Genomic DNA, 26,896 nt, shown 5'->3' on the forward strand with positions numbered 1-26,896 from the left:
ACCAAAGCCCATTTTATTATTTGTAAAATTCTCCAAAAATCTTGTTAATCCTTCTTTTTTCCTCTTTCTCTATGGAATAGATTACGATAGAAAAGGGTCAGTTATATGTCAAAATAAAATTATGTAATATTTTACCACATTTTTCGGTGCGGAAGAAGGTCAATGCGTGAAGTAGACTGTCGATTGTATGTACGTTACTAGCACATTTGGAATGGGGTTTCGCTTATCGAATGCTCCTAACACTTGGGAAACGTTTGTAGGATGGGTTTGGGTGACCTACCAAGATTATTCTTTTGTTTTTGGGTAAGTTTTGATTCTTTGCGTGACCTCATGAGGATGCCTATTCTCTTTTTGGGCAGCTTCCTCCTCCCTGCCTGACCTCACGAAGATACCGATTTGCTTTTTGGGTAACTTCCATCTCCTTGCCTGACCTCACGAGGATGCCGATTTGCTTTTTGGGCAACTTCCTCTGGCTTGCGTGACCTCATGAGAATTCCGATTCCATTTTGGGCAGCTTCCGACTCCCTGCCTGCCCTCACGAAGATGCCGATTTGCTTTTTGGGTAACTTCCACTGGATTGCGTTACCTCACGAGAATTCCGATTCCATTTTGGGCAGCTTCCTCTGGATTGCGTGACCTCATAAGAATTCCGTTTCCATTTTGGGCAGCTTCCACTGGCTTGCGTGACTCTATACGACAGTTTTCCCATTTGCGGGCACGATCCAGAACCTTGCTTGACCTCAAGCGAATCCCGACTTCATTTCCGGGCACGCAACCTCGGACTGCTGCGAGACGCCCTTGGTACAGGATCTTACAATCGCCAAACAGCCATTAAAAAGAGAGGAAAAACAGATGAATCCTCTGTTCTCCCTCTCTCATCCCTCTATTAAACAGTCGCAAGCTTTCTTGGTTTTCCTGCCTCTTTTGCTGTATGGTTCAGGGTCAGACATTCTTCCGTCTGGGTATCAAAAAAATGTACGTTTTTCATATCAAAACGGAGTTGGAGTTGTTCTCCTTCTGCCACCTCATCTTGGGTGTAAACTTTGGCAATGAAGCGATTTTCTGCAACGTGACAGTGAAGGTAAGATTCGGCTCCCATTAATTCGCACACCTCTACATATACTTCCACTGCTTGCCCCGGTGTTTCGTCGGAACTGTCTTCAATCTCCATATTCTCCGGACGTATTCCCATAATGACTTCTTTCCCTTGGTAGTCTGCCAGACGGTCTCGTACGGTGTTTGGGAGGACGACCGCTTGATCTCCGAAGTAAAAGGTGTCTTGTGCCAGCTGGCCTCTGATAAAGTTCATCGGAGGAGAACCGATAAAACCACCAACAAATACGTTTTTTGGAGAATTGTATACTTCTTTCGGCGTGCCGACTTGCTGGATGACACCGTCTTTCATGATTACTAAACGGTCTGCCATCGTCATCGCTTCGATTTGGTCATGCGTCACATAAATCATTGTTGTTTGCAGTTGTTTGTGGAGCTTGGAAATCTCGGCACGCATTTGTACTCTTAATTTTGCATCCAAATTAGAAAGAGGTTCGTCCATCAAAAAGACATCGGCTTCGCGAACGATGGCTCGTCCCAATGCGACACGCTGGCGCTGGCCGCCTGATAACTCTTTCGGCTTTCTGTCTAACAGTGATTCAATGCCTAGAATGTGAGCGGCTCTTTTCACTTTTTTCTCGATCTCGTCTTTTTTCATTTTCCTTAATTTCAAGCCGAACGCTATATTGTTATAGACGTTCATATGCGGGTATAGGGCATAGTTTTGAAAGACCATCGCTATGTTTCGTTTTTTGCTGGGGACGTCGTTCATGAGCTTGTCCCCGATGATTAAATTGCCTTCAGTGATGTCCTCGAGTCCCGCGATCATCCGTAACGTTGTCGACTTTCCACATCCGGAGGGTCCGACGAGAACAATAAATTCTTTATCGTGGATGTTCAAATCAAAATCGTTCACGGCCGTTACCGACTGGTCATATGTTTTATAAATATGCTGCAGGGAAATGTCTGCCATACGGTATCCCTCCTATTTTTCAATCAATTGGTTTGCTTCTTCCGCCGCGTCCTGCAGCGCTTCTTCGGCAGTCTTTTGTTCGGTTAAGGCTGCTTGAATATTGTCTTGAACGATCTTGTAAATTCTCGTACCAGCGTCCCCTGGGAAATTAAACCATGGTACCATTTCGTCTGTCTGTTCATACGTTGTTTTCGCAGCTGGATTTTCTTCATTTAAATACTTTCCTAACAGTTCATCTTGTTCGACCGCACTTTCGCGAACTGCCATGTATCCTGATGCCGAGGAGAATGTCGTTGTGCCTTCTGGGTTCGTTAAAAACTTAATGAAATCCCAGGCTGCTTGTTTTTGTGCTTCATCGGTATCCATGATATAGACGCTGTTTCCGCCTGCAGGTACTTGACGATCGTGGCCGTCCACGGTTGGAAACGGTGCGGTACCTACTTCAAATTCACTGTTCGTTTGCAGCTGACGCAAGCTTGCGGTCGTATTGATATAAATGCCAAGCTCTTCACTGTTGAATGCTTGTACCGCTTGGTCATTGTTTACGTTCGGCATTGACTGATCTTTATTTACTAAGTCCACCCAATATTGAAGGGACTTCACACCTGGTTCTTCATTAAAGGTGACTTCTGTTGCGTCATCGTTCACCATACGTCCACCTGCTGTTTCGGTCATCGCTTGAAACATCCAGTTTCCTGTGATCGTATGGTTGTAGAAGACTCCATACTTGCCATCTTCTTCTGCTAACACACTTGCAGTGTCACGCACATCTTCCCATGTGTCAAGCGGTGGATTTTCTGGGTCTAATCCTGCTTCTTCAAACCAATCTTTATTGTAGTAGACGACTGGGGTACTCACCGCAAATGGCAGACTCCAAATTGTTTCTTCATCGTCCCGGCCTAAATCGAGCATTTTCGGATAATAATCATCTAAGTTGTAATTTTCTTCATCGATAAAGTCTTGAATCGGTGCGACTGGCATGTTTTCAATCATGAAACGGCTGTACACAAATCCGGCTTGAGCAACTGCCGGGAGTTCTCCGGACGTCGCTTGCATTTGCAATTTTTCAAGCATTCCTTCATAAGAACCTTCGACGTATACCGGAGTGACTCTTACATCATCCTGTTGTTCGTGATATTCTGCTACCAATTCATCGACAGCTTCTCCCGCTTCCCCGCCGTGAATATGATAGAATTCAATTTCTGTCGGTCCTTCTCCATTTGTATTTTCATTCGATGCTTCGGAACTACTCGGGTCTCCTGAACACCCTGCGATGAGAAGCATAGACAATACAGCACCTGACGCAAACCATGATTTTTTTAACAATGAAGTATCCCCCTTTATTTTAACCCAGATTGTGAGAAACTTTCGACGAAATTCTTTTGTAAAAAGAAATATAGAACCATCACCGGTAATACGGTTAATGTTGCTACTGCCATAGTCGGTCCCCAATCGACAATTCCTTCATTTGTGAAGCTCGTAATGGCAACAGGCAGCACTTGTTTCATTTCATCGGTGAGAACTAAAAGCGGCCAATAGTATTCATTCCAGTTGGTGACAAACAAAATAGCGGACAGTGCCGTGATGGCTGGAATCGACACGGGTAAGTAAATATTTCGTAATATCCGAAGCGGGCCGCAGCCGTCCATTTTGGCCGCTTCTGTCAATTCTTTCGGTACTTGCAGGAAAAATTGTCTCATGAGAAAAATCGCGTAGCCGCTTGCTAGTGTCGGCACGATCACCGCAGCAAAGCTATTTAGCCAGCCCATCGTATCGACAATGAGATAGGTCGGCACCATTAAAGCCTGGAGCGGTACGATCATCGTGACGAGAACGAAATAGAATAACACGTCTCTTCCTGGAAAACGAAAGTAACTGAAAGCGAACGCTGCGAAAATCGCAATCATTACTTGGCCTGCGGTCTGTAAGATGGAAACTACAGCGGTATTCATCATCCAAACGCCGAGTGGTCGTTGTTCAAACACTTGCTTATAAGACTCCAGTGAAAATGAGGTAGAGAAAAACAAGCTTGCCCCAAAGACTTGATCAGCCGGCCGGATCGACACGAGAACCATCCATAGCAGTGGAAAGAGAATCGCTAAAATCACGCCAAACATGAAACTGTGAAAAAACCCTGCTTTTATTTTTTTCGTCGGAACAGCCACGTCACTCCCTCCTATTCATAGTGAACGTTTCGTTGGGTGGATCGGATAAAGACAACCGTTAATAGTAAGACGGCGCAGAAAATGACAAACGTTAATGCACTCGCTTTGCCAATGTTAAAAAATTGAAAGGCTTCTTGATACATTTGGTAAATGACGACGTTTGTAGCGTTGTTCGGTCCCCCTTGTGTCATAATGTGAATCGTTGAAAATACTTGAAACGAGTTAAAAATACTAATAATAAACACAAAGAAAGAGACTGGTGATAATTGAGGGACAGTAATTTTCCAGAATTGCTGCCATCCGGAAGCTCCGTCCAGCTCGGCGGCTTCGTACAGCTGTGGATCAATCCCTTTTAAGCCGGCGATGTATAGCACCATATTGTAGCCGACCGCACTCCAAATCCCGATGATCATTAAAGAAACGAGCGCAAACTTCGGGTCGTTCAACCAGTTTGGTCCTTGAATACCGATGAGCGCTAACATTTGGTTGATGAATCCTCCGGCTGGGCTATACAAGAGACTCCATATAATCCCTACGACCGCGATCGAAGCTACCACCGGAATAAATAAGAGAAACCGATAAAATTCTTTTAGCTTTCCCGCCTTTTCTACGAGGATCGCTAACCCGAGGGCGAGAATCATCGAGACCGGAACCGTTCCAATGACGTACAACCCGGTATTTAATGCTGCTTTCCAAAAAACAGGGTCTCCGAATAGCGCTTGATAATTGGCAAGTCCGACAAATTCCTTAGCATCATTGTATAAATTCCAATCCATGAAACTAAGATAACTGGAATAGACAAACGGATAGACAAAAAAGATGCCAAATAACAGGAGAGCGGGGGCCAAGAACACATACGCCCATATATTCTCTTTGATTCCTGTCAGCCATTTCTTGTGAGAGGGGGCTTGTCCTCCGAAAACAGATGAACCTCCTGCCGTATTCGCTCCGTCGGTCGGTACATGGGCAAACGACTTCTGCGGCTTCATGCCATTCATAGGAAACTCTCCTGTTTTAATCCTTCTTCAAGCACTCGGCCATCGGTATTTTTCATATCAAGGCCGAGAAGTCTCGCAATGGTAGGCGCAATATCTACCGTACTCATCGATTCGATCTCTTGGTTCGGCTTGAATTGAGGACCCGCCCCGATGAAAAGAGCTTTAAGATCTTCTTTGGCCGGCAAAAATCCGTGCATTCCACGGTACGGATGATCAGACAGGACGTCTTCTCCTTCGCTTCCGTAGTAGACAAAATACGGAGCACTCACTTCACATACGAAGTCAGGGGTAAATCGGTTTTCCTCCTCCTGTGGTAAATGCAGCGACTCGAAGGCATCTGCTTCATAGACATGCTCCACACACCCATAGCTTTGCAATGCTTCTTTCACTTCTTCGCGCAATGTTTCTTTCTTCGTTTCGTTCAGAATATAAATGTAACCTGAGCCGCCATTGGAGACTGCGATCACATCACTTTTCTCCGGTTCTGCTTCATTCAGCCAGCCTTTTTGTTTGAATAACACATTCGGCGCAAACACTTGGTCCACTTTCGAAAAACCATGATCAGAGACGAGAAGAATATGTGTTTCTTCAAGAAGAGATTGTTCTTCGAGCGTCTGGATGAGATCTCCAATCATCCGATCGATATACTCAAGTGCCCAGTATGCTTCCGGCGTCTGAACCCCGTAATCATGCTGGAAGCTGTCTGCTGTTAAATAGTGCATGAGAAGCACTTCTGGCTGGTGGTTTTTTAGTAAATGCTTACCGATTTCGGTCGTCAACCAATCTTGCATAGGTCCTCGCGCATGATCTTTGCTCCAGATTCCGTATTGTTCGACGGGAAGTCCTGCTTGTTTTAATTCATTCCAAAACCCTTCATCGACCCACTCTTCGAACAATTCCTGTTCATAAAACTCAGGAATGTTCCAGTCCAATTTCTCGGCGCCTCTTGTGACCGGCCAGCACAAAGCTGCTGTGTTCAGTTGGTTATCATGGGCGACGTCGTAAATAGTCGGCACTTTTACGACATCTTCTTTGTTGAAATCACGGTCTCCGAAAAACTGCTTCACTTGCTTCGTATGGCGATCGACGACCCAATTACCGAGAACCCCATGCTTGTCCGCATGAACGCCTGTCACAATCGATGTGTTCGCAATCCACGTGGAACTAGGATAAGAGGTGGTCACATTCTTAGAGTGCACCCCGCTTTGCAACAGTTTATGTAAATTCGGCATCTTGCACTGTGAATCATGTAAGTAATACCCGGCCATTCCATCAATACAAATCATGATTACGCGACGTTCCATTTCCCTCTCCTGCCTCTCTAATGTAAAATATGTTTTCTTTTCTGTATCAGCAGATCATACAAGTTCGCAATGGCTGGAATTTCGATCGTTGGCTGGACGGAAACAAAATCCGGTTTCGTTTTTCCGTGAGTGATCCAGCACGTATGCATGCCGCTTCTTTCCCCGCCTTCCACGTCTGTGTATAGGTTGTCACCGACCATGAGGCATTCGTCTGTGGATAACCCTGTTACTTGGCACAGATGCTCGAAAGCGTGAGTGGAAGGCTTACCGACAATTTCTGCCTCTACGCCCGTCACCGCTTCAATGGCCGCAATGAGAGATCCGGTATCCGGGACCATTTTACCGTTCGTCCGCGGATGGGACACATCGGCATTCACTGCAATCAGCCTTGAATGATGAGACAGCTGGTCACAAGCGAATTGCAGTTTCTGATAGGAAAAAGTTTCATCCCTCCCGACAATGACGACCTCGCTCACATCTATGGGAGAGTCCACCAGTGTGTGCCCAGCTTTCTGCACTGACTCTTTTAATTCGTCAGAACCGAAAATGGCAGCCGCTACGTTTCCAACCTTTTTATTCAAATAATCTCCTACTAATTCGGACGCTAACACAATCGGTGTCTTTTCCACGAGAAAGCCCATCCGTCTCATTCTCTTTCTTACCGTTTCCGTTCGATCGGTGGAATTGTTGCTGAGAAAGGCTACTTTCTTTCCCTGTTGCAGAAGGTACAGAATTAATTCTTGGGACCTCGGATACGGTTTGTCCCCTGCGTACATACACCCGTCCAAGTCAAAGAAAAAGCCTTTTATCTTTTCCCACTCCACTCTCTGTAAGGTTTCATGCATATCGCTGTCTCCCTTTACTTTTGCTAATATCTATCTCCCACATCGCTGGGTTTCCGATAGTCACCGCATTGGCTCCCGCTTCGAGAGCCGCCTCTATTTCGCCCTGCGACTGTATTAAGCCGCCAGCAATGACGGGCTGTTGTACGGCGTTAGTAAATTCTTCAATGACTCGTGGCATCAACGCAGGCATCATTTCCACCGCATCCGGCTCGGACTTGTTAATATTTTTTAATGCCGTGTGATAGGCTTGTGTATCAAACAAGAAGACTTGCTGGATTGCCGTGAGACCTGCTTCTTTGGCTGCTTTGATCAGTTGGGTTTTCGTCGTAACGATACCATCGGGCTGACATTCCTTCGCAAGATACATAATGCCTTCTTTCACATTGGCAAGACCTTTAATTAAATCCACATGTAGATAAATCTTTTTATTCGCGTCTTTCGCTTTATCCACACATTCTTTCACGGTTAGAATGTCACCGCACATTAAAAAGATAGTAGGTACGGCAGACTGAACGGCGATATCCATATGCTTCAGATCCCTTACTGCTGCCGTGATCGGATACGTTGGTTCCCACTGCTCTCTTCTGAACATGGCGCCCCTCCTTCTTGTGTAAAAAAAGAATACCCAAGCGCGGGAAGGCATAGTTATCCACACGTTGATAACTTCCTTCTTCTACACTTGGGTATTCTCCATCGTCTCATCACCCTTGGTAAAGAGGATATGTAATTGCTTCGACAGTTACATCGTATCGAATAATTATGTAGGTACTATTAGATTAGCCTTAATCTTACGTAAAGTTTTATTGAGAAAATATAAAGGTCGAGGTATGTATTGCTTTTGTGGCTCTTGTGACAAACATGAAAAAATAACTTATAATCATGGCATGAAATTTTTTCCTGCTTGTAGAGCGGGTGCCGAATTTCCGGCGGTTAAAATGACGAAAAGTTGGCAATCTTCTCTGACTGGAGGAGGTCATAAATGAACAATACAAATAAAATGCTTCATGCTATTTTGCGTACGATTGATGAAGGGATTCATGCGGTGGATGCGGATGGGATTACGATTTATTATAATCACGTAGCCGCCAAGCTTGACGGCCTCGAACAAGAAGAGGTTCTCGGCAAGCACTTGCTTACGAACTTCCCTTCTCTAACAATCGAGACAAGCACGTTAATGAAAGTGTGCCAGACCGGGGAAGCCATTTATAACCAGCACCAAACGTATCAAAACAGCCGCGGTGTATTGGTAGATACCGTGAACACAACGCTTCCTATTAAAGAAAACGGGAAGCTTATCGGAGCGGTGGAAGTTGCAAAAGACGTTACGAAAGTGAAGCATTTATCGGAGAAGCTTCTAGATTTACAAGCAAAAATTGAAAAAGGGAAAACGAACAGAAGCAACACGAACGACACGACGGGCGCTGTCTTTCATATGAGGGATATTATTACGAAGAACGAGGCATTTCAGGAATTGAAGAAGAAGGCAGAAAAAGTCGCGGCGACGACATCACCGATATTAATTTACGGGGAGACGGGTACGGGAAAAGAGCTTCTCGTGCAGGCCATCCATAATGCCTCCCCTCGGAAAACCAAGCCATTTGTCGCCCAAAATTGCGCCGCTATTCCCTCTTCTCTATTGGAAAGTACTTTGTTTGGAACAGTAAAAGGAAGTTACACCGGAGCGATCGACCGGCCTGGCCTGTTCGAACTCGCCGATGGCGGCACTCTCTTTCTGGACGAATTAAGCTCGATGCCGCTTGATATTCAAGCCAAACTACTCCGTGTCTTGCAAAACGGCTTGATTCGGAGAGTCGGAGGGACAAAAGAATTTCCGGTTAACGTTCGTATCATCGCAGCGTTGAATGAAGAACCGGAAATCTGTGTGGAAAAGGAAAAATTACGTTCCGATCTCTATTACCGCCTCAATGTAATTTATCTGCCTATCCCTGAACTGCGGGAAAGACGAGACGATATCCCTGTACTCATCGATCACTTCATTCAAAAATACAACTATCAATTCGAAACGCTCGTTACAAGAGTAGACCCTGCCGTGAAAGAGATCTTTCACTCGTACCATTGGCCCGGAAATGTGCGTGAACTCGAGCATGCCATTGAATCCGCGATGAACCTGGTTGAAGGAGACACTATCACAACCGAGCACTTGCCTCAACATATCATTGATACGATGTCTTCCTCGTCGCAGGCCAGTCCTGAAACATTCCCGCCTCTCCGGGAAGCCGTGTTAGACACGGAAAAACGACTCATCCAAGAAGCCTTGCAAGAAACGAACGGCAATGTCCAACGAGCAGCTAAACTGTTACGCATCCCGAGACAAACGCTTCAATATAAAATGAATAAATTAAATGTGCACTAAGAAACACTCATGATTTCACACTCACACCCCGGCATGAAAATTATTAAAGCTGGGGTTTTTATTTTTGTCTATTTTTCCATACTGATTAATGCTATGGAAAGTAATTTTTACGTGCGCTTTTGTGGTGGTTTTACCCTGTGTAAGAAACTGTTTGGGATTTGTCTTGTGTACACCCCTATGTCGACTCTTCAACGTTTGAAGATGATCACGTACAGAAAAATGCTATTTGACCAAGCTTATTCCACTTTCCATAGACATTATTGTGGAGGTTGTTTTATTTGGACATTTTATTAACTCATTGTGCTGGGATGGATGTTCATCAAAAAGAGATTGTTGTCTGTACCTTAACTGGCTCTAGTGAGGAAGTCATCCAAAAAGAGATCAAGACCTTTTCAACTCTAACCAAAAGTCTTTTTGAATTATTAAAATGGTTGGAGGAAAAGGAAATTACCCACATTGCCATGGAAAGTACAGGAATTTATTGGAAGCCGGTGTATAATATCCTTGAAGGGTACTTTGACATTACGGTTGCCAATGCCCAACGAATCAAAAACGTTCCCGGTCGTAAAACAGATGTTTCTGATGCGGAATGGATTGCCAAACTTCTTCGTCACGGGTTAATTGAGAAAAGTTTTGTTCCCTCGCAAGACCTTCGAGAAATGCGTGATCTCACTCGATTACGAAAAAAATGGATTGGTACCTTGACCTCAGAAAAAAATAGAATCTCAAAAGTGCTTGAATGCTCTAACATAAAACTCGGTTCCGTTATCTCTGACATCTTCGGAGTATCCGGCCGCAAACTTTTAAATCAACTCGCGGAAAAAGGGTATCTTGATAAAACGGATGTCGATGCCAATATCCATCATTCACTCCGTAAGAAGGCTGACACCATCTCTGAATCCCTTTTTGGAACGTTAAATGAACACCAAATGTTTATGATCAAAAGCTCATGGAACCACATCGTGTACTTGGAAAAATCAATCCAAGAGCTAGAAACACGCATTGAAACGATTCTACAATATTACCAGGAAGAACAGGAGATTCTATTATCGATACCAGGAATAAAAGAAAATACCGCAGCCTGTATTATTGCTGAAATCGGAACAGATATGAGCCAATTCCCTTCATCAAGACATTTAGCTTCTTGGGCTGGTGTATCACCTGGGAATAATGAAAGTGCTGGTAAAAAAAAAGCACCAAAAGCGTTCAAGGAAACCCACATATAAAAGCAGCTCTATGTGAGGTCGCGTGGGCCATATCAAGATCGAAAAATACTTCAATGGCAAATACTTTCTGGTCTCTTTCCGCAAGACGAGGTAAGAAAAAGGCTTTACAGGCTATCGCACACAAGGTTCTTCGGATCATTTATACTTTACTTCTTAATAAACAGCATTTTTCTGAACCACGTCTAGTCGGTTAACCCATCCAACACAATATTCCTCTAGGTTGTGATTTTCAAAAAAATGAGATCACACCCTCTATTTCCTATTGTCTTTTTTTCTAAAAATCCACTTTTTAAATGTTTACAAACACAAATCCCCCTTTCAAGTCGTCGCTTCATGACAAATATGCAGAATTCCGTAGAAGTTTTACCTTTTTATTTTCACAGAAAAAGTGCTAGACGAATTATTGTATCCATAAACCAAAAAAGTAACCCTATCCTGCGTTCGTTTTGGGGAAAACTTGCTCAGGATATAGGTTACTTCTCTTTGGTAACTATACTTCCATCGGGACTCTGTCTTTCTTGCTAAGCTGCATGGCACTCGTTCACAGCGGGTGCCTTTTCTTTATCATACCCACAAACGAAAGACTCATCAATGAAAACTAGATTTCTGCTGCTTCTACTCTTGTCTTTCTCCTCTATCTTTTGCTTCACCTCCTTCTCTTAGCATTGTACTTATCGAAAACAACAAGTTACCTCTCACTGTCAGATCTAAACCGCCAAAAATTCGGCGGTTTTTTACGTTACAAAGTCAGTACTCCCTCTTCATGAATCACCATTAGACCCCGGAACGCCTGTTAGATCTTGATTTCCTGCCCTCGATGTCAATTGGCACAATTCTTGCAAATTAAAAAGGAAGAGAAATAAGTCTGTTTTCAAACTTAACGGCGGAGGGATCACGATGTGGAACATGTCAGCTCTTACGATTAACGAGCAGCCGATTCACGAAGATACACAAAAGCAGGCTCCTCTATATGATGCCCTGCGTTCCTACGAACAAAGCAATCGCACTTCTCTTCATGTGCCGGGACATAAAGACGGTCGGGTATTCGATCCAATAGGAACCGCTCACTTCTCGGAAGTGATGAAAATCGATACGACTCATTCAAAAGGGATCGATGATTTGCATCACCCGCAAGACTTTATTGCGGAAGCTCAGCGTTTGGCAGCGGAGACATTCAGGGCCGATCATACGTATTTTCTCGTTGGGGGAAGCACGGTTGGAAATATGAGTACGGCGCTTACTTTATGTAGACCAGGCGATAAAATTCTCGTGCAGCGTAACATGCATAAGTCTGTGTTTCACGGACTAATGATCGCAGGTGCACGTCCTATTTTTATCGCGCCTTCCATGGAAGCGACGACAAAAGTAGCAAAAATGTCGGATATCTCCTTTATCAAACAGGCGTTAGAGGATCATCCTGACGCGAAAGGAGTGTGGATCACGAATCCAAACTATTACGGCATGCACCAGGACATGACGTCGCTTGCCCGTTTTTGTCATGAAAGAGAGATCCCTCTTATCGTTGATGAAGCACATGGCGCCCATTTTGGTCTAATTGATGAGGTTCCTCCTTCTGCTTTATCCCAAGGAGCCGATCTCGTCGTTCAATCGACACACAAAATGTTGCCGGCGATGACAATGGCTTCCATGCTGCATGTCCAATCCACCTTCATTGATCGGGAAAGACTTTCTCAAGTTCTCGGAATGGTGCAATCGACAAGTCCTTCTTATCCACTTCTTGCATCCTTGGACTTGGCCAGACGTTACATCGCGACACAAGGGGCCGTGCAATTAAAAGATACAGTGAAGCGATTGGAAAAAGAGAGAAGGGTGCTTTCTTGTCAATTGCAGAAGCTTTCCATTTGGAGTGGCAGCGAGGGCGTCGATCACATGGATCCTCTCAAATGGATTATTTCCTGCGAAGGGGTAACGGGGTATCAATTACTGGATATGTTTTATGAAGAAGGGTGTACGGCTGAGATTAGTGATCCACGAAATATTTGCTTCCTTTTCTCACTCAGTGAAAGCGAAGAGGATATCAAAAAAGTCGTTACTGCGATCAACACCATCGATAAAAAACTGCAGAACATGTCTCAATGGGCTGAAGTGTCCTCTCTTGATATGGAGTTGTTTGCTGAAGAAGGAACCATCCATCAACCGGAAATGCCAATGAGTGAAGCGTTTCACAGTAAGAGAAAACAGGTGCCCTTGAAACATGCGGTCGGTGAGATTTGCGCGGAAACCGTCCTTCCTTATCCACCAGGAATCCCGCTCCTCACCCCGGGTGAAAAAATAATAACGAAGCACGTCAAGGCGATCAACAAATTGAAAGAAACCGGCGCCTATTTCCAAAGTCCATCCGATGATTCGATGGAAACTCTATATGTTGTTTCACGATAATAACCATCTGTGTTAGTATGTGTAAAATATTTCTCGAGATTATTTGAACTAATTATTGCAAAAAACATCTTATGGAGGAAGGTTTCTTCAAGAGTGAACGTAGCGAGGACAACGTTAAACCCTTGAAAGGTTTTTCACCCATGAAGAACCACGGAAAAGGGTGAAGATGGCCAAAATAAGCAATATCTGTGTTTTATTGATGTTTTATATATCCTATAGCTATTTGTAATTTTCTAGCGAGTTTATTGACTGGAAGGAGCTTTGGGCGATGACTCCTGCGGGAAAAGCATGAGTCTTGAGACCCCGCAGACCCGCTTTAGAGGGTCGAGGAGGCTCAAGCCATGCCCGCGGAAAGCATTCGTCCAGAGCGAATGGAAGTCAAACCGCCCCTTCAGAGATAAACGGTGTACAAAAATCGAGTGCTGGAAATATTAGTGCAATAACCTTCACGAGGAAAACTTGACGCATACTCTGTGTTATTATTATTTTGAAAAATCGAGTAACTATGTTACGGTAGAGATGAAATACAATATACGTTTCTGCTAGGGGTAGCCTCCGGGCTTGAGAGTCACCCTTTGAACCTGATCTGGTTAATACCAGCGGAGGGAAGTGGAAGTCACGCTGATTCAACATAAAATGATTGTGTTCTTATAGCGTACATCCATTTCCTCCTCCATCATCGGAAACGAAAATAGAGGAGGATTTTTCTATGCGATTTACAGAAGAATTAAGAGAAGCAACGAAGCATAGCTGGGGTCTGAGTTTGAATCATCCGTTTGTAAGAGGGATTGCCAATGGTGATTTGCCGCTCGAGACATTTAAAAACTACATCATGCAAGATATTTATTATTTAAAGCATTACGGGAAAGTGCATGCGTTTGCGGCAGCTCATGCAGACGACTTTCACATTTCCGCGAGTCTTTCTGAGAAAGCGAAGATGACAGCGGAAGCAGAGCTCACCGTGCATAAGGAGCATGCGGACCTCTTAAATATCACCGAGGAAGAGATGGAAACCTTTCAACCGGCCCCTACCGCTTATGCCTATACGTCCCATTTGTACCGAGCGTCTTTGTCTGGAAGCTTGGGACAAATCGTAGCGGCGATGCTGCCATGTTATTGGCTCTATGCTGATATTGGGCTGAAATATCAAGACGCGAAGCCGGAGGAAAAAATCTATGCCAACTGGATCCAGATGTATGCGAGTGATTGGTTCCAGAATTCCACCCAGGAAATGATTGATTTGCTCGATTCCTTGGCGGACCAGGCGAGTGACGCAGAAAAAGAAAAGATCAAAGAACAGTTTGTGATCGCAAAAGAATACGAGCTCGCATTCTGGGAAATGTCGTATACATTTGAAACATGGCTTTCTAAGAAGACGGAATCGGTAAAATAGGAAACAGCGTATAACGAAACTCATCCGAACGGTGGATACGAGGTCCATTCGTTCGGATGATCTATTTTCTTCGTTTTCTTATGCCATGAGACATAGTTTTGTACTTTTTCATGGAATACTTGTCTTATGAAACGTCCATGGAGCACTTTTTCTTTAAAAAACAAGATAATTTTGCTCTATGACCTCGTTTTTATCATCCATGAAACATACATTTATAGACTTCACTAGAATTCTTGTCTCATACCTTTTCCATGGCGCATGTCAAATCATGGAAATACCCAACGGAATTCACTATAAAAAAGCTTAGAAAAGAAAAATTTCACGTTCATTTTATTCTTCAACAAGCTCCCCCTTTAGTGACATAAGCATTTAGCCATTACACTGCACCTAAATTAGTTATCCTTTTGGCGAGAAAATGAAAAGCTTAAAGTCAGAGAATCACGTTCTACTTTAGGCAAGCCACCTATTTCATAGCATTGGTCACTCGCAAGTCTAATTTCTTTGTTATTGAAATATGATTGAGTACTAATTAAAAACGCTACTGTAACAATAGATAAAACACTTATTGCTATTATTATTTTTATTCTATTTGTCATACAACGCCTTCCTTCTGCTATTCATTTTATCATTTATCTCCAAACCCTTTTATTAAACATGACCAATCGCACTCAACATCGTAGTCAGGAAATGACTTATTCTCCCCTTGCGAATTTAAGGTGTAAATGTATGAACAAGATAAAGAATCCCTTATATATCAACAGTAAAACGCATGAGAATTTCATTGTGAAATCCCATGCGTTTTGGATTGTGAATGACTTGTTTGCACCTCTGAAGCGAACCCGTTACCTTTGCTCCATGACTTCTTTTTTCTTCCCTGAAGCAAAATATGATCACTTCTGAAGCAACAGTTTCAGCAAAACAGAGCTGATGATTTCTCCGGCTGACTTTGGTGCTGTTTTTCCGGGAAGGCCGAGAGCATGTATGGCTTTTATTCCTTTTTCGTTTGCAGCTTTGAAGTCTGTGCCACCTGGTTTCGAGGCAATGTCTATGATCAAGGAAGACGGGGACATGTGGGAAATCACGTCTTCGTTCAACACTTCGTGAGGCACCGTGTTGATACAAATATCCATATTTGTAACTTCTTCGTTGATATCCTCCATACGAACCGGAAGCAGTCCCATTTCTGTAATTCTCGCAGCATCTGCTTCTTTTCGAACAGCGACGCTTACGTTCGCTCCTGTCGCGGCAAAGAGTCTTGCTAATGTGATACCTGTTCTTCCGAATCCGAGGATCAACACGTTTGCACCGTGTATCGTTATGTCTGTTTCCTGGATGGCAATGCCTAGTGTCGCTTCTGCAGTCGGGATCGAATTCAGAATCGCTACATCGTCACGAGCGATGAGCTTCACTAGTTTTCTATCTGCTTCGCTAGTAATACGGTCTAAATATTCGTTAGAAATTCCTGTGTAGACGACGGCATGTTTTGGCATGTTCTTTAACATGTCAAGGGTCAGGGACCATTGTTTATCTGTATACTCTGCTTCTACTTCGCCATCCGCATTCGTTCCACTTAAAGGAAGCAGGATGGCATCCATTTTGCTAAGGTCTGCATTCTCTGAATCGATATGTTGAACATTTGGTTTTGAAAATGATAAATGATCATAACCTGCTAAATAAATATGGATTCCTTTTTGAGATAATTGATGGACAACTTCCACATACCGTTGGTCTCCCCCCATTACGAGGAAGTTCGTTTGTTCCCCCACTTTTTTACCCCCTTTTCGTATTTCGCGAGATTTTCGTTTGCCTTCTGCTTGAATTCCGCTCCTTACTCCTTGAGGATATCTCCTAAAAGAACGGGACGGACGGGAGATTGAGCCCGCTGAAGCGGCGGTTTTGTTTTGCTGTCTTCTTTCAGTTCGGATTCGAGAATTTGACGAACAACAGGCTGACACACTCTTCCTTGGCAATATCCCATGCCGACGCGAACTCTTTTCTTAATTCCTGGTACACTGCTCGCCCCCTGGTCAATGGCTTCTGTAATTTGATTAAGACAGACACCTTCACACCTGCAAATGATTACGTCGCTCATAAACTCCCTCTTCCTTCCATATTTCTTCCATTTTCAAGCGTCCTTTTTCAATGTCCGGCATGAAACGCAGTGGAGAAATATCACGAGCTTTGTTGACGTTCTCCTTTGCTTCTTGCACGGACAGCGACCCTGATTTGCCAAAAGACGCTAACATTGAGATGCCCGCCAGTTGGCCTTGAGCGATGGTCACTTTTGCTCCTTCGATGCCGGTGATATTTCCTGCCACGTATAACCCTTCCACGGGGGTAGACATGTCCGGGCCATGAAGCGGAACCGTCCCGCCAAGCTCAGGGACATCGACCATCGGACAGCCAGCCGTTTGCGCAAGATCTACCATCGGATATAAGCCAGCTGATAAACAGACGGTATCGACTTCTACATGCTCTGGCTCACCGGTTATCTTGCCATCAATTGTGACAGATTGCAGTGTGATTCCTTCGACCTTTCCGTTCCCTTCTATCTCGGTCGCCACTTTACGGAGTTGGAGCGGTACGCCATTTACTTTAAGAAAATTAAAACGCAAGGCGTGGGCGACAAGACGTGGAAAGCGGGTTAAGGAAAATTTCCCGACTGTTCGCAACAGCGGATTCGGAGCAAGTCCCGCGACGTCACTCAGTCGTTCGAGCGTTCGTGCCGGTGAATGGCCGTGTCCGATCGCTGGCGTATCGGGAGGCAGGACCATGCCAACGACATCAATGCCCGTGTTTTTCATCTCCATCATGACGGATAAAGAAAGAGGATCCACCCCTACGATCATCACTTTTTTCCCTACGGCAATATGGTGTAAATTCGTAAACGTTTGCGCAGCGCCAATACTGATCGTTCCTGGCAAGGTCCACCCTGGAAGAGGCAAGGCCTTTTCGATGGAGCCGGTCGCTAATAACATGGCTTTTGCTTCTACAGACTTTACAGAAGCCCCTGTTAGTTCAACCTTCCATTTTCCACTGACCGACCAAGCGGTAACATTCGTAAATAAATGAACTCCCAGGTCCTCTGCTTTGCGCGCCAATTCGTCTGCCACTTTTTTGCCGTCCCATACTTTGTCGTCCGGAGGAGCATTGGGATCTTCGTAATGCTGTCCTAGTAATCTACCGCCAGGACGGTAATATTCATCGATCACAGCTGCCGTTAATCCATGTTGCGCGACTTCTATGGCAGCAGATAAGCCGGATGGCCCTGCGCCAATAATGACTACATCAACTATCATCGTTTAATGTCTCCCTTATCGTAAACGAACGAGGCGAAATGACTTTTGTTCCTTGATGGTTCGGCGTGAGGCATGTCCGTACGTTGGCCACGCCGTCTACTTCTGCGCGGCATTCGTAACAATGGCCAATACCGCAAAACACGCCTCGTCCTTCTCCCGTCACCTCGCACGTTCGAATGGTTTGAATTCCGTTCGCAAGCAGGGAAACGGCAATGGGCTCGCCGTCATAGCCACTTAATTTCTTGTTATTAAAATAAAATTCGATGGGCTCTCGTTTCTTTTCAGAGGAATCCAATCGGTAGGCATTCATTATGTTCTTCACTCCCTTTTGGCTGATCCCGTTTCATAGAAGCGGTCCCCTTTAGGAGAGGAATTCTTATTTCCCTTTAGGAGTAACGGGTTCTTGAAAACGATCCATAGAAAAGGGCCGTATGTCGATTCCCGGGTCTTCACCGCAAGCGACGTTTGCCATCACTTTCCCTGAAATAGGGGCAAGGGCAATGCCGTCTCCTTCATGTCCGGCAGCAACAAATATGCCTTCCATTCCCGGTACGGGACCAAGAACTGGCATGCCATCTGGCGTATACGGACGCAGCCCCGTGAATGTTCGAATGATCCGTACATTAGCAAGCATAGGGAATGCACGGACGGCCACTTCCGCTATTTTTCGTGTCACTTCCGGGTCGGTATCCGTTTCATAGCCCGCGAATTGTCGGGAGCCCCCTATTAATAACTGGCCGCTGTGCGTCTGACCGATCGCTAACCCGATCCCGTATGGGTCCTCCGCTTGTTTGCCTTGATTTCTTCTTAGTTTATTTGCGATGTACGCGGCACTTAACACATTGCCGTGCATGACTTTATCCAGTTGTTCAGTTACTAAAATCTGACCGCGCCGCGGTGTAATGGGCAGCTCGATATCTAGTTGTTCTAACAGTAAAGGCGTCCATACCCCCATTGCCAGCACAACCGCATCCGCATATACCTTTTCATTGTTCAGTTGGACGCCTACAATTCGGTCTTTTTCACGAAGAAACCCCGTCACCGGTGAGCGCAGTTTCAGCTCTGCCCCCAGTCTCCGAGCCGCGTTCGCATACGCGAAAGAAACATGTAATGGATTGCACTCGGCGTCTTGATCCCACCAAGTCGAGGCAATAATGTTTTTTGATAGCGCGGGTTGTCGTTCTCGTGCTTCTTCCCCGCTGATCAGTCTTACGCCGATCCCCGCTTTTTGTTGTCGTTCTACCATTTCTTCCATTGCTTTTAATTCTTCTTCTGTCTCGATGACGATCATTCCACCGGCCTTGTTGTACTCCAGATCTGCTTCCAATTCTTCTTCCAACGTTTCATAGACGCTGGCACTTTGAATAGCGAGATCTAATGTCGGCCCCGGCTTTTTCGATTGAAGCATAATGGCACGGTCACAAGCACCTGACGTCCCCGATGCAATATCTTTTGCGTCCACCAAGGTGACCTCCGCTCCGAACTTCGCCAGATAATAGGCCGTAGAACTTCCAATCAAACCGCCGCCAACGACGATTACCTTATAACTCACGTGATGCCTCCTCCACCCATGACTTCTTTTCTTACCTATTTATGCAAAAGCCCATCCGAACAACGTTATATTGCTATTCGATCTATTATGACAAACATGATCATTATGAAAGAGATGAATCTACATATTTAACACTTTTCATTTTACCATAGCGGGCTTAGCTGAAGAACCTCTGTGTTCATGTCCTGATAGAAAAGGGCTCGCAGCAGGCTGGAATCGTTTTTCATTCCTCAATCGAAATCAATTTTAAACAGAATTTGCCATATTATGTATAAATTTCTTTTCGTGGTTAATGATGATATTCAGAAGTTCACGCCTTAACGGGCAGTAAATAGCTCCATTCAGGTTTTTCTTAAGATTATTTACGTAAAGAAAAGCGGGACGTACCTCTCAAAAAGGTGGAGTCTGCAGGTCATATATTAGGTACTGATCATTGGTAGAAAGGCCGGCTTATCCGCTGATGTATATAGTGGCCCTACCCAAAAAATTTGTTCGTCCAACCCAACAGATGGAATGTTATAGGAGGGTTCAAAAATGGCTGATGAAAAGCATGAAAGTAAAACCATCACTCGTAGAGATTTCATTAAAAAAACCGGTTATGTAACTGGCGGGGTGGTTGGTGGTGGTGTTCTAGGTGGATTACTCGGTAGTGAAGTTTGGAATACTACCACTGACCCTGAGGTTGCACCTGAAGAGTTACAGCAGCATGATCAGGCTTTACAATATTTTAAGAGTAGAGCTGATTTCCAGGTCTTATCGAGCGCAACAGAGCGGATTTTTCCAGCGGATGAACTTGGTCCAGGGGCAATTGAATTAGGTGTTCCTTACTATATTGATCACCAACTGGCAGGCAGATGGGGAATCAATGACAGAGAGTATAGGCAAGGTCCTTTCTATAAGGGTGAGCCAAATCAAGGATATCAGACGCATTTAAAGCATCACGAGATTTTTGATTTAGGAATTGAAGCGCTCGAAAAGTATAGTCAATCGACATTTAATGAAAGGTTTGCGGAATTAGAAGGCAAACAGCAGGACGAGGTGCTAATGGCGTTTGATAATGATGAGGTGGACATGTCTGTTATTTCTTCAAGCCTCTTCTTTGAACTTTTACGCACCATGACTTTTGAAGGGGTTTATGCAGACCCTCTTTATGGCGGTAATAAGGATATGCAAGGCTGGAAGATGAAGGAGTATCCTGGTGTACAAATGAGTTATACAGAAGAAATAGAATCTGAAGATTTCGTTGAAATGGATCCGGTGAGCTTACATAAACGCTTTAACACGTAAGGGAAAGTAAGCGGCAAAGTAAGAATGAGTCCTTTCATGGAGTTGTATATAACAGATGAATCGCAGGACAAGGAGTGTATATCCATTATGGTTACGAAACTGCCTAAAACAGACGTTGTAACGGTAGGTGTAGGTTGGACAGGTGGTATTATTGCTGCTGAGTGCAGTAAAGCAGGGTTAGAAGTTGTCGGGTTAGAACGTGGGAGAAATCGGGAAACACAAGATTTTGCGATGAAACATGATGAACTCCGTTATGCCTTGCGATATGAAAATGGGCAAGATCTATCGAGACAAACACTAACATTTAGAAATAATAGTGGCCAGCGAGCATTACCTATGCGTAAATTTGGATCTTTCCTATTAGGTGAAGGTGTTGGAGGAGCAGGCACACATTGGAATGGGCTGACAGATCGCTATTCTCCCTATGATTTTGAAATAAGATCAAAAACAATTGAAAAGTATGGAGAAAGTAAAATTGCGGATGGATTAAACCTCCAAGACTGGGGGATCACCTATGAAGAAATTGAGCCGTACTATGTGAAATTTGAAAAGATGGCTGGTATTTCTGCTGATGAGACTCCGCTTCGTGGAGAGCGGTCGGAACCCTTTCCGAACCCGGCTATGAAGAGTACACCGGCAATGGATCTATTTATAGAAACAACGAAAAACATGGGACTGGATCCTTTTGTCATGCCGGCAGCTAATAACTCACAAAACTATCAAAATCCAGATGGCCAGCGTATAGGTGCTTGTCAATATAACGGATTTTGTGAACGGTTTGGCTGTGAATACGGAGCGAAAGCCAGTCCGAACATTACGGTAATCCCGACAGCGGAAGCTACTGGAAACTTCGAACTTCGCCCCAATTCTGAAGTCATTGAAGTACTGCATGATGGCGAGAAAGCAACAGGGGTTCTTTACATTGATACACGTACAGGAGAGCGATTTGAACAACCAGCGGAAGTCGTGGCATTGACAAGCTACACATTTAATAATAACCGCTTGTTGCTCGCCTCAGAACTTGGTACTCCCTATAATCCGGAAACACAAAGAGGTACGATTGGAAAGAATTACTGTTACCAAGTAATCGTAGGGACGGACGGGTTTTTCGACGATCAAAAATTCAATGTGGCCATGGGCTCAGGTGGGCTCGCTGCGACATTAGATAATTTTAATGCAGATAACTTTGACCACACAGATCATGACTTCCTGCACGGTGGCTCCATCCTCATGGGACAATACGCAAAAAGACCAATCGCTAACAATCAAGTTCCTCCTGGCACACCAAGATGGGGAAGTGATTTCAAAAAACAATCGATCAAATATTTTAACCGCTCGATCAATATATATACGTATGGTGCATGTTTACCTCATGCGAATAATTATCTGGATTTAGACCCGACATATAAAGATATACACGGCTATCCCCTTCTTCGCATGACGTTCGATTATTCGGATACCGATCGAAAGCGAGGTCACTTCCTGAATGAACAAACAAAGAAAATCATGCAGGAAATGGGAGCAACGCATGTTTCAGACAATGAATCCATGGAACATTATGACATTACAGAGTATAAAGCGACACATAATACAGGCGGTGTCATCATGGGGGAGGACCCTGAAACGTCAGCTGTCAACTCTTATTTGCAAATGTGGGAAGCTGATAATGTGTTTGTCGTTGGCGGCTCCGCATATCCTCATCAAAGTGGTTACAATGCGACTGCCACTTTAGGAGCGCTTGCTTATAGAGCATCAGAAGGGATTATCGACTATAGTAAAGATGGCGGATCGCTTGTTTAAGATTAGTAATGGATGAAAAAACTGAGAATAATCAGGTAACGCGAGAATGATTTACCAGGGTTACTTCCCGGCGTTTATATGAATGTATCATAGAAGCACACCGACCTTTCAAAAAAAAGAGTTGGTGTGCTCTTTGTTCGTAAGACATAGGTGACAGAGCTGATCTGCTTAAGCGATGAAGGTGGTCTCTGGAGACAACATATAAATGTAAGTGGATTAGAAAAAAGCATTTACGTCGCTGACTGATATATCATCACAAGGAAAAAATTTGGCTGTACTATTCATCACTTTCTGTTTCTTCGTCACTCTCTAATTGATTTTTAGGGATGTCCCTTTCTACCTCTTTATTTTCATCTAGTTCCTCACCAAACTCATCATTCATTTCATTTTCAGTAGGACCATTATCCATATTTTCCTCGTATTGATTTAATGGTTCTTCCTCTTCAAATGAATCTTCTTCTTCTTCGACTTCCCCACAAGACGTTACAAGTAATAATGCTAATAGAGGGGAACCTATTTTAAATAATATTTTGTTAGCCATCTACATTCCTCCTACTATGGTTCATTTCTCCAACATAGCTTAACCAATTCGTAGGAAGCCATACCGAAAACAATGGATTTCTTACATTTTTCCTCTCCAGAAACTAACTCACTGGATCTTATATATAATTTTAAAAACCTTGATAATAACCGAAATGGATTCATAAAGTTACCCAATCTTCTTTCATGGCCTTTTCTAGAGTGGCTGGGCGTCTGAAGCTTGACCGTTCTCTAAGAACGCTATGTCCTTACCAAAAAAGATATAAACAGTAAATGAGAGTCGTGTGTACGAGCATCAAGACGATGGCGTACAGCAAGTTCCACCGCAAAATAATGCGAAACACATTCTCTTTGAGTAAACTGGAAACCCCTATCACAACAGGGGAAACCGGGGAAACGGTCGTTGCGACAGACCAGGCGCTAAGAAGCATCATCGCCATCATGATAACAGGAATCCCCAATTCGTCATACGACACCGTCGCTACAATCGCGCTGATCGTCACAATCTGGTGAACGCCGATAAAAGAAAGAACTGAAATAATCACCGTTGTCATCATAATTAATAGAAACACAGACGTGTCAGCCAGCATGACCCAGACGCTATGTATGTGATCAGAAATTGGTGTGTTGGATAACACGACGCCAAAAAATCCAGCCGTGAGTAATAACCCCACTTCATTGGCTCGGTTCGGAAAAACTTCTTTCAAGTAATCGTTCACTTTGTGTACAAATGGTTTCGCATGTTTTAAATACAGCGCCCATAGGAAAGCAAAAAATAACACAATTAATGAGATGATCACACTAGCATTTAACGGGATCCTTGGTTCAAAAATGAAAATAAAACCAGTCACCAGCAGCAATACAGCAAAAAGCTCATACAACTTATATTTACTCCTCGAAAGAGAACGCTCCGGTGTGTCGAAAGAAATATTTCTCATTTCAACGAATCGAAACAGAACGTATGCCGTCAGTACTTGAAACACACTTAACAGCAGGCCATACGGCAAGTACTGATAAATCGGGACCTGAAGAGAATATACGACGAGAAACACGGATGCAAAATAAGGAGACCACGTATGAACGGAGGTGAAGCCTCTCACGTACACTCGTCCTAATAAGGTATGTGGCAATTTTAATTTTTCCACCATCGCATGGATGATGTAAAGCGAGCCTATGTTGGTGATCGGTCCGATGAGCGAAAACAGCCCGGATAGAAACAAATACATCCTTTGGGGCTTTTGGTGAAAACGCGCGGTAATTCCAGCTAAGTGTTTGTGATACTGTCCGATGTTGATCGGTATTCCTAAAATCGGTACGACCACAACAAGACAGACAAGCGGCAAGTTTCTCGTTATGCCTTCTACCCACATGTCCATCGGCTGCTGCTGATAAAGAAGAACGGCGCCTCCCACAAGGATCATAAGACTCCCAAATACTTTAGGAATTCCTCGACTATAAAACAAACTAATCAAAGCGGTTAAGGCGGTTAGGACGGTATACAGCCCCGTCACCCATGAATTCGTGAAAAATTGTCCAATGATAAAAGTGATAATGAGAACGACAATGATGCTATTCGCTATACGTTTCAAATTAGATAACTCCTACTGTAATTCTATTTATAAAGAAAAGCACAAGCGCCCTGCTCAGACGCGACAGGTTCTGCAGGGGCAGCAAAGAAAGGTGCCTTTCCTTTCATTGACTGCACCGAAGAAACCCCGAGCGGCTGGGTGCTGAAGCTAGACAGATAGAAAAGCGTAAGGCGCCCGAACTTGCACAGGACGTGCTGGCTTCTGCGTTGGCTTACGCAGGACGCGTTGACTTTTGCGTCACAAACAGGACGTTTGTGATTTTAGCAAAAGATCCGTATCAGACGTTCGCGAATTTAGCAGAAGAACACTAATACGACAAGCGCTGGAGAAAGAAGTTCGACTAAAGAAAAAGGAACTTCTACTAAAACCGCCCACATCGTGTGGGCAACGTAGAAGCCACCGCCTCCTGCGGAAGTTCCTGAGACAACGTCGAACTGGCTTGCACAGGATGTGCTGACTTTTGCGTTAGCTAGTACACGATGTACTGACTTCTGCGTTGCAAACAGGACGTTTGCGTTCTTAGCAGAAGATCCACTGTTGACGTGTATGCTTTTAGCAAAAGATCAATCACCTAGGGCCTCCCGAACGGCTGGGCGCTGAAGCTAAACAACGCTCCATGAATGAGATAATTTCCGACATACGGAACACCACCTAGTGAAATCTTTTTCCTAAGTGGTGTCCCAAACATATATGAAGTTTTTCCTCTATCCTATATAAACCAGAAAATTAATCCGACAGCGAAAAAGTATAAACCGTTTGGCAAGGCGAGAAACATGACTTTCAATGGGTCTACTTGTTTGTTGAGAATCCCGCCAATAAGTCCACATACGACAAAGGCAGTCAGTCCTACCGGCGGCATATTTTGGCCGGCTGCCGCAATATGGGAAGCACCGAGTGCAATAAACGTTGGATCGACGCCCATCCTTTCTAGTATCGGCCCAATGAATGTAATGTTTACGGACTGGGCGGTCGTCTGTGAACCGGTCAGCATCCCTACAATCACTACACTTAAGGAACCGCCTATCTTCACCATCGATGGGGCCAGCCCTTCCGCCATCTCAGACACTTTATCAATGAGACCTGATGCGTAAAATACACCAACCATAAAGCTGGCACACAGTTGAATTTGTACCGTTTGACTTACTTTCGATAAGCCGCCTTTGAATACACCTTTTGTATCCTTGCGAACCGAAGGAAAGAAAAAACTAACGATAATAGCTAAAATAATAGCCGATACGACTTGAAACGTGATTCCTTGCAGAATTGGGATTTCTTGCATAGGACCTAAAACTGCCGCAAAAAACACCCATTCTTCGAAAATATTATACTCAAACAACGTGTTCGCAATCACGATTGCAACCAATACAGCGAGCGGAACCAACGTCGTCCATCTCTCTTTTAAGATTTGAAATAACGACTGGGTGGTTTTTAAATGTTCCGGCATCGCTTTCCCTCGTACAAAACGGAAAGACTCAAGTATCGCAATTAATCCACCAAACCCGACCGTCATATAAGCCAATTTAATAACCGGGCTCGGATCGGTTTCGATAAGGGACGCGGAAAGAAATACTCCTTGCGTAATCGGAGGCATAATCGAGCCAACCGACGCTCCGACCAGTATAATCATACCAATTTGTTCTGGTTTCACTTTCAACTCATTTAACGAATGAATCACTAAAAAACCAATGACCGTGGCTGCAGCGATGGCATCCCCCAAAAACGATCCTGCGATAATTAACGTGACAAAAATTGCTGCAATTAGCCCTTTTGGCGAATTACCAAATATCGAGCGCAAGCTGTTAAGTGTCGTGTCCATGGCGCCCAGCTTCACTTGGGATTCTGCGTACAAAGAGCCAAAAACAGATAACATAATAACCCAAGCAAGACGATCGATACCATCGATAAATGCGAGTAACGTTTCGCCAATCCCAAGCCCCGAAATAATAGCAGATGACACAGCCGCCACAATTAATGCTACTTTAATATTCCCCCCGATTTTTGGCAGCGGTTTCACTAACGCGATAATAAATAACAATAATAGCGGTATAATAATTTCAAGCATACACATCCCCCCTCCCTACTTTTTCGCCTCTTAGGT

At 44.2% G+C, this 26,896-nt stretch carries 21 protein-coding genes, 1 pseudogene and 1 riboswitch; of the genes and pseudogenes, 6 read left to right on the forward strand and 16 right to left on the reverse strand.

Annotated elements, in window-relative coordinates; all coding sequences use genetic code 11:
- Positions 1-886: 886 nt before the first annotated feature.
- The 7 genes from BM095_RS05710 to BM095_RS05740 are packed head-to-tail and all read right to left on the reverse strand — an operon-like array spanning position 887 to position 7,930.
- Complete coding sequence (locus BM095_RS05710; protein ID WP_091658744.1) at positions 887-2,026, reverse strand: ABC transporter ATP-binding protein; 1,140 nt, start codon at positions 2,024-2,026, stop codon at positions 887-889.
- Positions 2,027-2,038: 12 nt separating this feature from the next.
- Entirely contained in the window at positions 2,039-3,352 is a 1,314-nt protein-coding gene (locus tag BM095_RS05715) for an ABC transporter substrate-binding protein (protein WP_091658746.1), read from the reverse strand.
- Between the two features lie 14 nt (positions 3,353-3,366).
- Positions 3,367-4,191 (reverse strand): carbohydrate ABC transporter permease, encoded by an 825-nt coding sequence (locus tag BM095_RS05720; protein ID WP_091658749.1) that lies wholly within the window; start codon positions 4,189-4,191, stop codon positions 3,367-3,369.
- A gap of 11 nt (positions 4,192-4,202) precedes the next feature.
- Entirely contained in the window at positions 4,203-5,189 is a 987-nt protein-coding gene (locus BM095_RS05725) for a carbohydrate ABC transporter permease (RefSeq protein ID WP_245757823.1), read from the reverse strand.
- Positions 5,186-6,493: an alkaline phosphatase family protein gene (locus BM095_RS05730; RefSeq protein ID WP_091658751.1), complete on the reverse strand. Its 1,308-nt coding sequence runs from the start codon at positions 6,491-6,493 to the stop codon at positions 5,186-5,188. The genes BM095_RS05725 and BM095_RS05730 overlap by 4 nt, the downstream gene beginning before the upstream one ends.
- 17 nt (positions 6,494-6,510) lie before the next feature.
- Positions 6,511-7,338, reverse strand: a complete 828-nt coding sequence (locus BM095_RS05735) for an HAD-IIA family hydrolase (protein ID WP_091658754.1) — start codon at positions 7,336-7,338, stop codon at positions 6,511-6,513.
- The gene (locus BM095_RS05740) at positions 7,331-7,930 is read right to left on the reverse strand and encodes a glycerol-3-phosphate responsive antiterminator (protein ID WP_177194710.1); all 600 of its coding nucleotides are present in this window, start codon (positions 7,928-7,930) and stop codon (positions 7,331-7,333) included. Before BM095_RS05740 ends, BM095_RS05735 begins: the two co-directional genes overlap by 8 nt.
- A 387-nt stretch (positions 7,931-8,317) precedes the next feature.
- Here BM095_RS05740 and BM095_RS05745 point away from each other — a divergent pair, with 387 nt between their 5' ends.
- The 4 genes and pseudogenes from BM095_RS05745 to tenA all read left to right on the forward strand — a co-directional run bounded on the left by BM095_RS05745 (position 8,318) and on the right by tenA (position 14,731).
- Complete coding sequence (locus tag BM095_RS05745) at positions 8,318-9,712, forward strand: sigma-54 interaction domain-containing protein (protein ID WP_091658759.1); 1,395 nt, start codon at positions 8,318-8,320, stop codon at positions 9,710-9,712.
- A gap of 278 nt (positions 9,713-9,990) precedes the next feature.
- Positions 9,991-11,132: pseudogene (locus tag BM095_RS05750) on the forward strand (IS110 family RNA-guided transposase).
- A gap of 703 nt (positions 11,133-11,835) precedes the next feature.
- Positions 11,836-13,338: an aminotransferase class I/II-fold pyridoxal phosphate-dependent enzyme gene (locus BM095_RS05755; protein ID WP_245757824.1), complete on the forward strand. Its 1,503-nt coding sequence runs from the start codon at positions 11,836-11,838 to the stop codon at positions 13,336-13,338.
- A gap of 534 nt (positions 13,339-13,872) precedes the next feature.
- A riboswitch (TPP riboswitch) is annotated at positions 13,873-13,963 on the forward strand.
- Between the two features lie 84 nt (positions 13,964-14,047).
- A complete protein-coding gene (tenA, locus tag BM095_RS05760; RefSeq protein ID WP_091658762.1) occupies positions 14,048-14,731 on the forward strand; it encodes a thiaminase II in 684 nt (227 codons plus the stop codon).
- 392 nt (positions 14,732-15,123) lie between these two features.
- On the opposite strand, the gene BM095_RS05765 is transcribed toward tenA, so the two are convergent.
- The 6 genes from BM095_RS05765 to BM095_RS05790 all read right to left on the reverse strand — a co-directional run bounded on the left by BM095_RS05765 (position 15,124) and on the right by BM095_RS05790 (position 19,621).
- Positions 15,124-15,327 (reverse strand): hypothetical protein, encoded by a 204-nt coding sequence (locus BM095_RS05765; RefSeq protein ID WP_091658765.1) that lies wholly within the window; start codon positions 15,325-15,327, stop codon positions 15,124-15,126.
- Positions 15,328-15,621: 294 nt separating this feature from the next.
- On the reverse strand, positions 15,622-16,497 hold the full coding sequence (gene dpsA, locus BM095_RS05770; protein WP_091658768.1) for a dipicolinate synthase subunit DpsA: 876 nt from the start codon (positions 16,495-16,497) through the stop codon (positions 15,622-15,624).
- Positions 16,498-16,559: 62 nt separating this feature from the next.
- Positions 16,560-16,823 (reverse strand): (2Fe-2S)-binding protein, encoded by a 264-nt coding sequence (locus BM095_RS05775; protein ID WP_091658772.1) that lies wholly within the window; start codon positions 16,821-16,823, stop codon positions 16,560-16,562.
- On the reverse strand, positions 16,795-18,030 hold the full coding sequence (locus tag BM095_RS05780) for an NAD(P)/FAD-dependent oxidoreductase (RefSeq protein ID WP_091658780.1): 1,236 nt from the start codon (positions 18,028-18,030) through the stop codon (positions 16,795-16,797). The genes BM095_RS05775 and BM095_RS05780 overlap by 29 nt, the downstream gene beginning before the upstream one ends.
- A complete protein-coding gene (locus tag BM095_RS05785; protein ID WP_091658786.1) occupies positions 18,020-18,340 on the reverse strand; it encodes a (2Fe-2S)-binding protein in 321 nt (106 codons plus the stop codon). The genes BM095_RS05780 and BM095_RS05785 overlap by 11 nt, the downstream gene beginning before the upstream one ends.
- A gap of 66 nt (positions 18,341-18,406) precedes the next feature.
- Positions 18,407-19,621: an NAD(P)/FAD-dependent oxidoreductase gene (locus BM095_RS05790; RefSeq protein WP_091658791.1), complete on the reverse strand. Its 1,215-nt coding sequence runs from the start codon at positions 19,619-19,621 to the stop codon at positions 18,407-18,409.
- Positions 19,622-20,116: 495 nt separating this feature from the next.
- Between BM095_RS05790 and BM095_RS05795 the strand changes: the two genes are divergently transcribed.
- Positions 20,117-20,869: a gluconate 2-dehydrogenase subunit 3 family protein gene (locus BM095_RS05795; RefSeq protein ID WP_091658795.1), complete on the forward strand. Its 753-nt coding sequence runs from the start codon at positions 20,117-20,119 to the stop codon at positions 20,867-20,869.
- A gap of 87 nt (positions 20,870-20,956) precedes the next feature.
- On the forward strand, positions 20,957-22,669 hold the full coding sequence (locus tag BM095_RS05800; RefSeq protein ID WP_091658798.1) for a GMC family oxidoreductase: 1,713 nt from the start codon (positions 20,957-20,959) through the stop codon (positions 22,667-22,669).
- A 277-nt stretch (positions 22,670-22,946) separates the two neighbouring features.
- On the opposite strand, the gene BM095_RS05805 is transcribed toward BM095_RS05800, so the two are convergent.
- From BM095_RS05805 to BM095_RS05815, 3 genes are all read right to left on the reverse strand, one after another.
- Positions 22,947-23,210, reverse strand: a complete 264-nt coding sequence (locus tag BM095_RS05805; RefSeq protein WP_091658800.1) for a hypothetical protein — start codon at positions 23,208-23,210, stop codon at positions 22,947-22,949.
- Between the two features lie 247 nt (positions 23,211-23,457).
- Positions 23,458-24,798: a hypothetical protein gene (locus BM095_RS05810; RefSeq protein ID WP_091658802.1), complete on the reverse strand. Its 1,341-nt coding sequence runs from the start codon at positions 24,796-24,798 to the stop codon at positions 23,458-23,460.
- 709 nt (positions 24,799-25,507) lie between these two features.
- On the reverse strand, positions 25,508-26,860 hold the full coding sequence (locus tag BM095_RS05815) for a hypothetical protein (RefSeq protein ID WP_091658804.1): 1,353 nt from the start codon (positions 26,858-26,860) through the stop codon (positions 25,508-25,510).
- Positions 26,861-26,896 lie beyond the last annotated feature (36 nt).

The sequence above is a fragment of the Alteribacillus iranensis genome, assembly GCF_900113025.1.
Lineage (GTDB): Bacteria > Bacillota > Bacilli > Bacillales > Marinococcaceae > Alteribacillus_A > Alteribacillus_A iranensis.

Coding starts and splice junctions, on each gene's coding strand:
- BM095_RS05740 (WP_177194710.1), bottom strand. CDS start 7,930: ATGTTCAGAAGAGAGCAGTGGGAACCAACGTATCCGATCACGGCAGCA.
- BM095_RS05735 (WP_091658754.1), bottom strand. CDS start 7,338: ATGCATGAAACCTTACAGAGAGTGGAGTGGGAAAAGATAAAAGGCTTT.
- BM095_RS05815 (WP_091658804.1), bottom strand. CDS start 26,860: ATGCTTGAAATTATTATACCGCTATTATTGTTATTTATTATCGCGTTA.
- BM095_RS05780 (WP_091658780.1), bottom strand. CDS start 18,030: ATGATAGTTGATGTAGTCATTATTGGCGCAGGGCCATCCGGCTTATCT.
- tenA (WP_091658762.1), top strand. CDS start 14,048: ATGCGATTTACAGAAGAATTAAGAGAAGCAACGAAGCATAGCTGGGGT.
- BM095_RS05765 (WP_091658765.1), bottom strand. CDS start 15,327: ATGACAAATAGAATAAAAATAATAATAGCAATAAGTGTTTTATCTATT.
- BM095_RS05805 (WP_091658800.1), bottom strand. CDS start 23,210: ATGGCTAACAAAATATTATTTAAAATAGGTTCCCCTCTATTAGCATTA.
- BM095_RS05800 (WP_091658798.1), top strand. CDS start 20,957: ATGGTTACGAAACTGCCTAAAACAGACGTTGTAACGGTAGGTGTAGGT.
- BM095_RS05725 (WP_245757823.1), bottom strand. CDS start 5,189: ATGAATGGCATGAAGCCGCAGAAGTCGTTTGCCCATGTACCGACCGAC.
- BM095_RS05730 (WP_091658751.1), bottom strand. CDS start 6,493: ATGGAACGTCGCGTAATCATGATTTGTATTGATGGAATGGCCGGGTAT.
- BM095_RS05710 (WP_091658744.1), bottom strand. CDS start 2,026: ATGGCAGACATTTCCCTGCAGCATATTTATAAAACATATGACCAGTCG.
- BM095_RS05795 (WP_091658795.1), top strand. CDS start 20,117: ATGGCTGATGAAAAGCATGAAAGTAAAACCATCACTCGTAGAGATTTC.
- BM095_RS05775 (WP_091658772.1), bottom strand. CDS start 16,823: ATGAGCGACGTAATCATTTGCAGGTGTGAAGGTGTCTGTCTTAATCAA.
- BM095_RS05755 (WP_245757824.1), top strand. CDS start 11,836: ATGTGGAACATGTCAGCTCTTACGATTAACGAGCAGCCGATTCACGAA.
- BM095_RS05785 (WP_091658786.1), bottom strand. CDS start 18,340: ATGAATGCCTACCGATTGGATTCCTCTGAAAAGAAACGAGAGCCCATC.
- BM095_RS05745 (WP_091658759.1), top strand. CDS start 8,318: ATGAACAATACAAATAAAATGCTTCATGCTATTTTGCGTACGATTGAT.